Origin of the sequence: Mesorhizobium sp. M0166 (assembly GCF_040322255.1) — a bacterium.
GTDB lineage: Bacteria > Pseudomonadota > Alphaproteobacteria > Rhizobiales > Rhizobiaceae > Mesorhizobium.
Window position 1 is genome coordinate 22,173 of the sequence record NZ_JAMYTD010000057.1, and the last position, 10,721, is coordinate 32,893.

The 10,721-nt window shown below is 59.4% G+C and carries 9 protein-coding genes; 2 read left to right on the top strand and 7 right to left on the bottom strand.

Annotation, left to right across the window (positions count from 1 at the left end; all coding sequences use genetic code 11):
- Positions 1-48: 48 nt before the first annotated feature.
- Entirely contained in the window at positions 49-1,590 is a 1,542-nt protein-coding gene (locus NKJ46_RS32075; protein WP_352670966.1) for an ABC transporter substrate-binding protein, read from the bottom strand.
- A 22-nt stretch (positions 1,591-1,612) separates the two neighbouring features.
- Positions 1,613-3,637 carry a CocE/NonD family hydrolase gene (locus NKJ46_RS32080; RefSeq protein ID WP_352670968.1) on the bottom strand — a complete coding sequence of 675 codons (2,025 nt, stop codon included), beginning with the start codon at positions 3,635-3,637 and terminating at the stop codon, positions 1,613-1,615.
- Between the two features lie 76 nt (positions 3,638-3,713).
- On the opposite strand from NKJ46_RS32080, the gene betI reads away from it, so the two are divergent.
- On the top strand, positions 3,714-4,304 hold the full coding sequence (gene betI / locus NKJ46_RS32085) for a transcriptional regulator BetI (protein WP_352670971.1): 591 nt from the start codon (positions 3,714-3,716) through the stop codon (positions 4,302-4,304).
- 179 nt (positions 4,305-4,483) lie between these two features.
- On the opposite strand, the gene NKJ46_RS32090 is transcribed toward betI, so the two are convergent.
- From NKJ46_RS32090 to NKJ46_RS32105, 4 genes are read right to left on the bottom strand one after another with little or no spacing between them, the layout of a single operon-like run.
- The gene (locus NKJ46_RS32090) at positions 4,484-5,299 is read right to left on the bottom strand and encodes a phosphate/phosphite/phosphonate ABC transporter substrate-binding protein (RefSeq protein ID WP_352670973.1); all 816 of its coding nucleotides are present in this window, start codon (positions 5,297-5,299) and stop codon (positions 4,484-4,486) included.
- 6 nt (positions 5,300-5,305) lie between these two features.
- Entirely contained in the window at positions 5,306-6,310 is a 1,005-nt protein-coding gene (locus tag NKJ46_RS32095) for an ornithine cyclodeaminase family protein (RefSeq protein ID WP_352670975.1), read from the bottom strand.
- Between the two features lie 32 nt (positions 6,311-6,342).
- On the bottom strand, positions 6,343-7,917 hold the full coding sequence (locus NKJ46_RS32100; RefSeq protein ID WP_352670977.1) for an HAL/PAL/TAL family ammonia-lyase: 1,575 nt from the start codon (positions 7,915-7,917) through the stop codon (positions 6,343-6,345).
- A 36-nt stretch (positions 7,918-7,953) separates the two neighbouring features.
- Positions 7,954-8,310 (bottom strand): hypothetical protein, encoded by a 357-nt coding sequence (locus NKJ46_RS32105; RefSeq protein ID WP_352670980.1) that lies wholly within the window; start codon positions 8,308-8,310, stop codon positions 7,954-7,956.
- 555 nt (positions 8,311-8,865) lie between these two features.
- Between NKJ46_RS32105 and NKJ46_RS32110 the strand changes: the two genes are divergently transcribed.
- Positions 8,866-9,255 carry a hypothetical protein gene (locus tag NKJ46_RS32110; protein ID WP_352670982.1) on the top strand — a complete coding sequence of 130 codons (390 nt, stop codon included), beginning with the start codon at positions 8,866-8,868 and terminating at the stop codon, positions 9,253-9,255.
- 138 nt (positions 9,256-9,393) lie between these two features.
- Here NKJ46_RS32110 and NKJ46_RS32115 read toward each other — a convergent pair whose 3' ends face one another.
- Positions 9,394-10,590 (bottom strand): LysR family transcriptional regulator, encoded by a 1,197-nt coding sequence (locus NKJ46_RS32115; RefSeq protein WP_352670984.1) that lies wholly within the window; start codon positions 10,588-10,590, stop codon positions 9,394-9,396.
- Positions 10,591-10,721 lie beyond the last annotated feature (131 nt).

Below are 10,721 nucleotides of genomic sequence, written 5' to 3' on the forward strand. Positions count from 1 at the left end.
GTCCGCCACATCTGGTCAACCACCCCTCCCAGGTCACCGGCTCTGACCTTACGCCTTGTCGAAGAACTCGAATTGCCAGTCCTTGCCGTTGGGCAGGAACATCGGCTTCAGCCAGGCCGCGTCGACGAAGAAGTTGCGGCCGTGCGTGATCCAGATGCAGGAAGCCGATTCATCGAGCAGCTTCTGCATGTTGATATAGATCTTCTCGCGCTTGGCCTTGTCCAGCGTCTCCAGCCCCTCCTGGTGCAGCTTGTCGAACTCGGGACTGTTCCAGCGCTGCCAGTTCCACAGGCCGATCTGGCTGGCGAGGAACCATTGCGTCTGGAAGCTCGGGTCGAACTTGGACGTGTAGGGAATGAGCGTCAGTTCGAGATCCTTGCTGGCATCGTCGGCGCCGAGCGCCCAGTAGGCGCCTGAATCCATCGCGTTGATGGTGAGCGTGATGCCGACTTCAGCGAGGTTGGCCTGGGCGATCTGGGCGACCGCCAGCGACGTCGCGTCGTTGAGGCAGGTGAAGGTGAAGGTCAGCCCGGTCTTGCCGGCCTCGGCGAGCAGCGCCTGCGCCTTGGCGACATCGCGGTTGTAGAGCGGCGCATCGGCCCAGTTACCGAGCAGGCCGGGTGCCAGCAGCGTCTTGGCACGCGACGTAGCGCCGGAATAGGCGCCCTGGATGATCGCATCGACATCGATTGCCCAGCGGATCGCCTGGCGCACCTTGAGATCGGCAAGATCGCCCTTCTCAACATTGATGCCAATCCAAGTGTAGTCGATGCCGGGAATGTCGATCACCTTGGTGTCCGGCAGGCCCTTGGCGGTGTCGAGCTGGTCGGCATCGAACGCGGTGAAGTCGAGTTCCTTCGCCTGATAGGACAGGAAGGCGGTCTTATGCTCGGGGATGATCTTGCCGGTGATCTCCTCGAAATGCGCCTTGTACGGGCCCTTGTAGTCGGGGTTGGCGGCGAGCACGAACTGCTCCTTCGGACGCCAGTCCTTGAGCGTCATCGGGCCGGAGCCGATCAGCGTGGTGGCGATCTTGTCGCCGAGTTCTTCCGACGCTTTCTTCGACAGGATCGCACCCGACGCGTCGCAGAGGCCGATCAGCCAGAGTGCCGCCGAGGGATGCTTGAGGATCAGCTTGCCGGTATATTTGCCGGTGACCTCGACCGACTTCAGCGCTTCCATGTCGTCGGCATAGGCGAGCTTCTTGCCGTTCTTGTCGCCATTGATGAAGCGGTCGAACGAGTATTTCACGTCATCCGACGTCAGCTCGCCATAGCCGCCGGTGAACAACTGGCCCGGGTTGAGCTCGAAGTCGAACTCGGTGTCGGAGATCTGCTTGATTTCCTTGGCGGCGTCATTGGTCCAGCTGGTCTTGCCCGGCTCGAAGCGCACCAGCGTCTGACATACCGACCGGATGATGTTGCTCTCGGTAGTGCCGACGCGATTGCCCGGGTCGAGATTGCCGATGTCGGTATCGAGCGCGATTATCGGGTTAGTTCTGTCAGCCGCCCGGGCAAAGCTGACATAGGGCAGGATCGCCAGTGCCGACGAGCCGGCCAGGAATGTTCTGCGGTCGAGTTTCATGCGCATTTTCTGTTCCCCCTTTTGTTGGTTACATGCAGTCGCGTGGAATGACTTCGTCGTAAGTCCGTTCGGCGAAGATCGTTCCCCGTTCGTAAGCCCTGACCCAGCCGCGGGCATAGAAATTCTCGCGGTCGCAGCTGATGGTGATCTGACAATCGAGCCGCGCGTTCCAATCCGGACGCGTCAATTCCTTGTGGCAGGTCACTTGCGTCACACAGCTCGCCGGGTCGTTGTCGGTGATCCCATAGATTTTGCGGCGCCACGAGGTGATCTCGGTGCCGATGTCCTCGAAGACAAAACGGCCGTCGTCGGACAGTGCCGTCAGTTCGGTGCGCTCGGTCGGCAGGTCGGTCGTCAGCGAGCGCAGCTGGCGCGCCGGCTCATTGACCGTCAATGGGCGGGGCTCAGCCCACAGCGCGTCCTCGAAGGCGACGGGTGCCAGGCCCTCCTCGTTGGCCAGGACCGCGAGATCGAGTCGGCAGCCCTTCGGATCGAAGGTCAGCATGGTGCGCTCCGGCGACGGCCAGGCCATCGGCCAGTAGGACGAAGAAATCGCCACCCGCAGCCTGTGTCCGGCCGGGATGATCTGCGCCACCGGCTTGAAGTCGAGCTCGACATCCTCGAACTGGCCCGGCGTCAACGGCGTCGGAAACTCATGGCTCTGGCGGTGCGCGAGATTGAGCAGCGCAAAGGTGATGAAGGCCGAGGTGCCGTCCGGTGCCACATCGTTCAGCCTGACGCAGAGCTGCGCCTGCGGCCTGTCGGCGGTGACGCGCAGCCTGATTTTCGATATGCCGGCAAGCGGCAGGTCGGCAGCCATTACCGCGCTGTCGAAGCACAGCGAGCCGCCATCGTCGGCACGCTGGTCGCGCGCGCCTTCAGCCGAGATGCGGCCCTGGCCATAGGGGCACCATTCCTGCCCCTGCACGCCCGTGGTGAGCGGCGATGAGATGGTCAGCCCTGCCCCGCCGGCTCCTTGCGTCTCGCCGAGCTTGCCGTCGCCGTTCAGCCAATAGGCCTTGCCGCCGATCTGCTTCGCCGGCCATTGCGGAAAGCCCAGCCAGCGGCCCGGCCTGAAGTCGATATGCGAATGCGGCGTGGCATAGTCCATCAAATAGAAGCGCATGTCCGGATCGCGGTCGGCGCCATTGTCGATGCCCTTCAGCCAGTGATCGTACCAGCGGATGCATTCCTGCAGGTAACCGACGGCAGGGCCGGGGACACCATAGTTCGGTTCCTTGTGGCCCCATGGCCCGCAAAGGCCCTTGGCTGGCGCCGTGAGATCCTCGACCAGGCTGAAGATCGTTTGCGTATAGCCGTCGAGATAGCCGCCGACCGCCAGCACCGCGCATTCGATCGCGGAAAAATCCTCGCAGACTGAGCCCTGCTTCCAGAACGCGTCGCGGCGCTGGTGCTTCAACCATTCGGCGGCATGGTTCTTGTGGTCGTCGAGCCGATTCTTCCACATCTCGCGCCAGCGATCCTCGCCAACGACTGCCGGATCCGGCGGCAGCGCCGAATAGCCGAAAAGCGCCCCGCCCCAGCCGAAATTGTCGTTGATCACCAATCCGCCATTGTAATGCGCATCGCAGGCATAGCGGTCGTCGGTCGAGCAGGAGGTGACGATCGCCTTCAACTGCGGCGGGCGGCGGGCCGCGACCTGCAGGCCGCTGAAGCCACCCCAGCTGTTGCCGATCATGCCGGCCACGCCGGTGCACCATGGTTGCGAACAGAGATGGTCGAGGATCTCGAGCGCATCGTCCTGCTCGCGCTTGACGTATTCGTCGTCGAGCAGGCCGTCCGAATCGCCGGTGCCGGAAATGTCGACGCGGGCACAGGCATAGCCATGGCCGGCAAAGAAAAGATGCATCTCTTCATCGCCGGTGCGCGAGCCGTCACGGCGACGATACGGTATGTACTCGAAGATTAACGGGACGGGATTTTTCTCGGCGTCCTCCGGGAGGAACAGGCGGGCGGCCAGCTTGCGGCCGTCGGCAAGCGGAATCCAGTGGGTTTCGACGGTTCTGACCCCGGAAATGACGACGCTGGGCATTTGAACTCCGACTTGGATTGAATGACGATATGGTATATTGAATAGCTAATTAATATACAAACGAGAAGGCATAGCAATGGCGAAACGGTCAATCAAGGCGATGCGCCGCGACGAGCTTGTGGACGCCGCGATTGCCGTCATTGGCGAGGAAGGCATGTCCGGCGCCACGATGGCGGTCATCGCACGGCGCGCCGGAATGTCGGCCGGTTTGGTCAACCATTATTTCGACAGCAAGGAAGAGCTGATGGCGCTGGCCATGCGCAACCTGTCGAACCTGTTTCGCCAGGACATCATGAAGTTGGCGCCGACCAATCCGACGCCGGCGCAACGGCTGAAGGCGATCGTCGACGGCTCGTTCGCACCGCAGCACCTCGGCATGCCCAAGCGCGCCGTGACCTGGATGCAGTTCATGATCGCCGCGCAGACCGAGCCACGCATCAAGCATCTCTACCACCTGACCGGCGCGCGCTTCGTCTCCAACATCCGCTACGCCGTCAAGCAGCTGGTTCCGACCGATCAGGTCGACGACACCGTCGACGGCATCGCCGCGCTGATCGACGGCTTCTTTTGGCAGAGCGTGGGCGAGTATGAGGAAGAGGATTTGGAGCGGGCACACCGGATCTGCTGGCGCTACATCTGCCTGCTGATCCCCGGCATCGACGCATAGGACGCGCCTAGACGGAGCGCGGCACCAGGCGGCCCCCTTATCGAGCCGACGGCCGTCATGGGGGGATGTTCTTTGGATCCAAGTCAAGACGATGCTCCTACATCTCGGGCGGCAGAGCAGGTTCGCCCCGCTAATCTCGACTAATCTGCTAGTGCAGTCGTCGCTGCGTGCTCCTGCCGTCACCATGCCGCAAGCCTCTGATCGACCGCCTCCGCTGCCTCTGCGAGCACGCGGTAGTTGGCCACATCTGGGTTGTCGAACCGTTCAATCGCGAGCGGACGTAACGCAGCACGTCCGTCTTCGCTTTCATGAGCCCGCAACAGCGCCTGCCGCAGAGTTGACACCATATCGGCGGGCGCAGTTCTGGACGAAACGAGCGTCGGACACGGCAGTGACCTGGTCGTCGCGACGATGCGCAATCCCACCACTGCATCCGGTTCGTGCATTGACAGCAACTCATAGGCGTAGGCGTCCATAGCCCCGACTTCAATGCGCCCGTCGCGAAGCGCCGCAACGACGCCCGATGGATTAAGGAGAGGCCCAACGGTGCGCAGTGCGGGTGCTCTTTCGGGCAAAAAACCAGAAAGGAAGTCGCGCGGCGCATTATAGCCAGATTGGGAATCTCGGACTGTCCAACCCCAAATCGCCGTCGGTAGGTCCGCAGCCGTCCGCACCGGCCCGTCCTTGGACACGACTATATGGCTTGCATAGCAGGGTCGGCCTCCGGCCCATGAAGCATGGGCTACGGGCGCCGCCAGCACGGTCGGACGCTCTTTCTCCGCCAGGAGGGAAAGGGGATAGCCGCACATGAAGACGGCTCCCATGTCTGGCCTTGCCCATAGTTCGGACAAGGGCGCAGGCGCGGGATGGGATATGATCTTGAGCTCCACGCCCGCCTGTCCGCTTAGCCAGATGAACAGATCGTCCCAGCAGGCGCGAGCGGCCGGTGTAACATTGTACATTCGCGAACAGGCGATGAGGTTGGCAACGCTCATGACAGCTCAGGCAAAACGGAGTTTCTGGCCGATGTTCATGCGGTTGGCCTTTTCGACCATGGTGGCGCCGAGGGCGACGTCTGTGCTGCTAAGCCCGCGATGCCAGAAGAGAATCGTTTCATCGTCACTTTCGCGACCGGACTTGGCGCCACAGACAATCTGGCCCATTTCGGCGTGCAGTGTCTCCAAGGTGACCTTGCCCTCGTCGACATGGCGGCGGAGTGCCCCAAATGGACGTCCTGGCTGGCACTGGCCCCAGTCGTCAACAACCACCTTGTCCATGATATCGGTGATGTCGAATTCCAGCGCACTCATCGTCCCGTATGGAACCACGAAAACCCCTTTCTTCACCCACTTGGTTTTGAACAGTGGCGTGGGCTCCGGCAAACGGCTGGCCTCAACCATAATGTCAGCGCCCTTCAGGCAGTCCTCCCAATTTTCTGTGACGACGATCTTCTTGCCAAGGTCTCGCGTCAGCCGCGCCGCAAAGCCCTCGCGGCTTTCAGGCCGGCGGGAATGGACGCGAATTTCGTCGAAATCGAAGAGATGATCGAGCAGGCGGACATTCCAATAGGAAGTTCCGCGCGCACCGACGTGGCCGAGCACCTTGCTGTCCTTACGTGCGAGATGTTTTGCGCCGATCGCGGTTACCGCGCCAGTCCGCATGTCGGTGATTGCCGTCGCATCTATGACGGCTCTGGGCACGCCAGTGCGCGGATCGAACAAGTTTAGCACGGCCAGCTCGGAAGGAAGACCGACCTTATAGTTGTCGACGAAATCGCCAACCACCTTCACACCAGCAAAGTCGAGCGGTTTCACGTAGCCACGCAGCACATTGAAATGGCCCTTGTCAGAACTTTCCGGGACAAGATGGACACGAGGCTCGATAACGGTCTCGCCGCGACCCTGTGCATCCAGGGCCTTTGAAACCGCATCAAGAATCTCCTCGTTCGTCAGCCCCAGCGCCTTTACGTCAAGCGCGTTCAGATAGTCGATCCAGATTTCCCGCATTCCTGTCCCTCCAATTTTCAACTCGATTGGATCTATGCGGGCTTCCCCGGGAGGAGACCAGGAAGCCGGTTCAACGAGGTTTGTCGCGCGGTTTGACCCGATGCCGGTGGGGCTGAATTCTCGATCGCTTTCGCAAGGCGCATAAAGTCGGGTCCAAGCGCGCGATCCTCGCCGACTGGCTCGACAAGGCTCCGAACGATGCGATAGGCGTCGCCAGTTCCTGTGCCGAGTTGGTCCGCCACGCCTCTGAGGTCTGTTGCCTGTGCCGAGGTCACGAGCTCGATAGCTACGAGATATCGCAGCCGTTCGACGATTGCCCCGGTCTTAGCAAGAACACGCGGGGCCATCGAAGCCTGATCCTCGAGGCCGTCGGCCACCGGAATAGGCGTAAGCGAGACAGGCAGGGCGAGATGGCGGATTTCCGCTTCCAAGGCGGAAACCGTTTTTTGCACGGTTGCGAACCCAGCGCGATTCTGACCCGTCGTGGTCAGGAAACGAGGGAGATCTGAGATGCCTGGCGACATGATCTTCATCGTCCGGTAGGCCGTCGCGGCGGCGCAATGCGCCAGCGCCTGCCCTAGTCTCTCCCAAGCCAGGACGAAGGCCGTCAGGTCAAAGTTAGCATGCGACAGGATCAGGCCTTCCGACGCCAGCACCACCGGGTTGTCACCCGAACTGGTAAGCTCGATTAGGGTAGCCTCCCGGGCTTCCGCGATGGCGTGCGACAGCGCACCCCACACTTGCGGCACGCAGCGATAGCTCAACGGATCCTGCAGTCGGCGCGCAGCGCCTTCTGCAAAAAGCAAGCTGCCTGAAAGGATGTCGCGCAACCGCGCCGCCACCGCACGCTGGCCAAAAGCGGGGCGTGCGGCGAGGGCCCGATCATCAAACGCAGTAATATTGACGCGAAAGGCCTCGAAGTTCAGTGCAACAGCCAAAAGCGACCAGTCGAACAGTCGTTCGATGTCATGGACCAGCAGGCAGGCTTGCGAAACCGATAAGCTGTTGGCGCCGATGAGCGCGTGACCATCCTTCGGTCCCAGATCCAGCGGCGTGAGTCCCGCCTTTTCCAATGCAGCTTGTGCCGGCATCACCTCGCCGTCGAGTTCCGCCTCGCCGTGACCGAGGAGGGCACACCCCATATGTGCCAGTGGCGCTAGGTCGGCGGCACCGATTGAGCCAAGCGACGGCACGACCGGATGAAATCCGGCATTCAACGCTGCAACCAATGCTTTAAAAATGCTTAGCGAAACACCCGCGCCGCCTGCGGCCATGCCGGCAACCCTGACCGCGATCATCGCCCTGACCGCTTCGCGAGAGAGAGCACACCCTACGCCCACCGCGCGTGCCTGCGGAACCCGGATCTGGAAGGCGACGAGATCATCGGCCTTTAGGCGCGTTTCCACGCCGGCACCGAGGCCGGTTGTCAGGCCATAGGCAGGCAAGTTGAGCTCCGCATACCGATCGACAACTGCGCGTGCAGCAACAATGCGCTGCTCAACCGCGGGAGAAATTTCGATGCGTGCGCCCTCGCGAGCTATGGCGACGATATCCTCGATCGACGCAGGGGGCGTCTTCAACACGATGGTTGCGGGATGGTTGCTCATGCTCTTTTTTCTCAGTAGGTCACATTTTTCAGTAGGTCACAGGCATTGCCCGTTTTTCAGAGGAGCGGACTTCCAGACGATACTTCTGTCCCGGATAAGACAGCGGGTCACCACGGTCTTGCATGACCACGTGCGGCCGGAAGACGCGCACACAGGGTTGGTCAGCCCTGGCCCAAAAGCCTGCGCGCGGTCGCGTCCCGTTTGACCGCTTTCGACAAAGTGTTCGAACGCCTTGATGTACGCCACCGCTTGGAAGTCATTGGCGAGATAGTTCGGTGCGATGATAGGGTTGACGTATCGTTCTTCGACCTGACCGCCACTCTTCGGCTCGATGCAGCGGAGGCGAATGGCAAGATGGCAGCATCCTTCGAAACAGGACGCGGCAACGGCCATCCCATCCCGCAGCCGGTCTGCTGCTTCGCGGGCGGTTCTGATAACATGAGTTCCTCTGGGGTCTTCGTATTTGTATAGACAAACATAGGTTCCAGCCTTTGAAAAGGCCCTATGACGTTGCAGGCTGGTGTATATATTTTGGGATATCCCAAGCTTCGAAAACTTAGATACTGTAGGTAGGCGGTCGACTCCATAGCATTGAATGCGAAGGCAAAATCAATGGCTTGGGCCCATCGCTGTTTCTCTAAGAAACCGAGCGAATGCAGTGTTCGCGATGGCAGGCGGGGGGCAACATTGGACGCCGATTCCCCGGCTTATGGGGTCAATTTGCACACGACCCACACCGTACTGCCAGGCAAGTGCACTGCTCATTTACTTATAGCGTCGAGCATTCCGACTGAATCGAAAAGGTTGCCGTCGTGTAGCGACGACATGCTGTCAGAAAGTCTAGATTTGAAAATCACATGGGGGAAGTTGTTTGTCTACAGAGCGATACAGCGGCTTGGGACTCCCACAGTCATTGCTCATTCTTGATTGCTGAAACGGATGACGGATATGGTTGCCGGAGAACCGAATGACGTGCGATTGAAGTATGCCGCCGGCCAATGGATTGTCCAAGTCGTCGAAAATGGCAAAGTAACTCGGCATTTATTCAACGCTCAAGCTGTAGCCGAGAGCTACGCCGAGTTCCAGCGAATTAGGCTCGGGCTGCCTGGAAAGCCACCAATTAGGGAGGAGAACCCGGTGGATGAGCGCCATAAGCGCGAAATGCCAGACTTCATCATCAACGATGTTCTTGACCTCACCGAGTACTCTGATCGCGGGATTGTCACTACCCTAGTTGATAAACACGGAGTTCGCCTTCGTCTCCACCTCACAGTGGTGACCTCCGCATTGCTTTGCGAGCGAATTGCAAGCGCGCTGGAGCGCCGTTACGGTGAATAGCAACCTAAGGCCAGACTGCTTGCGTGGATCGACAATATCCGTGATCACGCTATGCGCCGCCTTCTCAACTATTCTTGGCCTACGGCGGACCCTGATTCCGCCGAGCCGGCGCTATCAAGTACCCAAAGGGGTAAATCGTCAAGTCGCCGACGTCGGCTCGCCGTACCCTAAGCCTACAAGCATGGTCAGAACCTCACGAGTGATTGAGCGGCTGCTCTCGTTTTTTCGACAAACGAGCCATAGCGGTAGACTGTGATCAGGGGAGAGTGGGATTTGAGAAAGATCGTCGCGAATGCTGGTGACTGATTCCGAAGGCAGGACGGATACTGCTCCATGGCTCAGCACGAGGTTGAGGATAACAGGCATCGAATCCACCTCTATAATTCTCAATTTATCGACCTCAGCTTCAGTAAGTATCTCGGCTAGCAGTCGGTTGATAATTTGACGCAGTCCGCTCCTGGCACTTGGGACAGCAATGGGAGTCCTTTGGAATATCTTGGCGAGACTATCTTTGCACTGCTGTGACCCGACAATGGTGGAGTGCCCAACCAACGATAGTGGAGACATGGCTATGAGGTAACCATCAAAGTCTTTCGGGACGTTTACGGTGTTTAGAAGCACAGCATTGAAGGCCCCGCTCTTAAGACCTGCAATTAACTCGTCCGTCGTCTTACTAGCTACGAAAAGTGGCGCGCGGGGCTTATCGTCCATCCATCTAGCGAGAAGCGAAGCGAGCAGTGTGGCAACGAAACTTTCATGACCCAAGGGAATGATTGAGCCGAGTCTAATGGTTGCAGCACTCCGACGAAACCGTCCGGCCGCAGCACGGGAGAGGTCGTTCCAAACGGTTTCGATAGCGCCAACTGACTTAGCGAACCGCTTTCCTGCTTCCGTTGTTCTTGAGCCGTCCACATTTCGATTGAGCAAACGGCAGCCGAGGGCAGATTCCATATGCGCAATCTGACGGGCGAGCTGAGGTTGTCCAAGCCCGAGGTTCTGGGCCGCTCGGCGAATGCTGCCTGTTTCCGCAACATGCGCAAAGCGGGTAAGGGATTTTAAGCTCAGAGAGACATCGAACGCACTGCGGTTACCAACCGCGATTGCATCTTGTATGTGGTCAGCAAGCAGTTTGATCAAAGGAGATATTCTCTCCGCTTCAAGCGTTAGGACAACACTTGTCCCAACCTTTTGTATGAGTGAAACAGAGATCTCTGTTTCTAATCGGTCGATGGCTGCAGCAATGCTCGACGCCGGCTTCCCCAAAATCCGCGCGGTACCCCGAATGCTACGTTCGCTCATTACCTTGTACGCGATTATTAGGGTTGATGTGTCCATTTCCCAAAACCACTACTGCCCAAGACACCGAGAATGGCGACGTGTGTTAGAGCCTGAATCAAAAAGAGTGTTTTGATATCAACTTCTTGCGAGCCTGCGGGTGAGCAGGCGAATGTGAGCGACGTATATCC

Bases quoted from the DNA above. Each gene is read 5' to 3' on its own strand.
- NKJ46_RS32075 (WP_352670966.1), bottom strand. From the start codon at position 1,590: ATGCGCATGAAACTCGACCGCAGAACATTCCTGGCCGGCTCGTCGGCA.
- NKJ46_RS32080 (WP_352670968.1), bottom strand. From the start codon at position 3,637: ATGCCCAGCGTCGTCATTTCCGGGGTCAGAACCGTCGAAACCCACTGG.
- betI (WP_352670971.1), top strand. From the start codon at position 3,714: ATGGCGAAACGGTCAATCAAGGCGATGCGCCGCGACGAGCTTGTGGAC.
- NKJ46_RS32090 (WP_352670973.1), bottom strand. From the start codon at position 5,299: ATGAGCGTTGCCAACCTCATCGCCTGTTCGCGAATGTACAATGTTACA.
- NKJ46_RS32095 (WP_352670975.1), bottom strand. From the start codon at position 6,310: ATGCGGGAAATCTGGATCGACTATCTGAACGCGCTTGACGTAAAGGCG.
- NKJ46_RS32100 (WP_352670977.1), bottom strand. From the start codon at position 7,917: ATGAGCAACCATCCCGCAACCATCGTGTTGAAGACGCCCCCTGCGTCG.
- NKJ46_RS32105 (WP_352670980.1), bottom strand. From the start codon at position 8,310: ATGGCCGTTGCCGCGTCCTGTTTCGAAGGATGCTGCCATCTTGCCATT.
- NKJ46_RS32110 (WP_352670982.1), top strand. From the start codon at position 8,866: ATGGTTGCCGGAGAACCGAATGACGTGCGATTGAAGTATGCCGCCGGC.
- NKJ46_RS32115 (WP_352670984.1), bottom strand. From the start codon at position 10,590: ATGGACACATCAACCCTAATAATCGCGTACAAGGTAATGAGCGAACGT.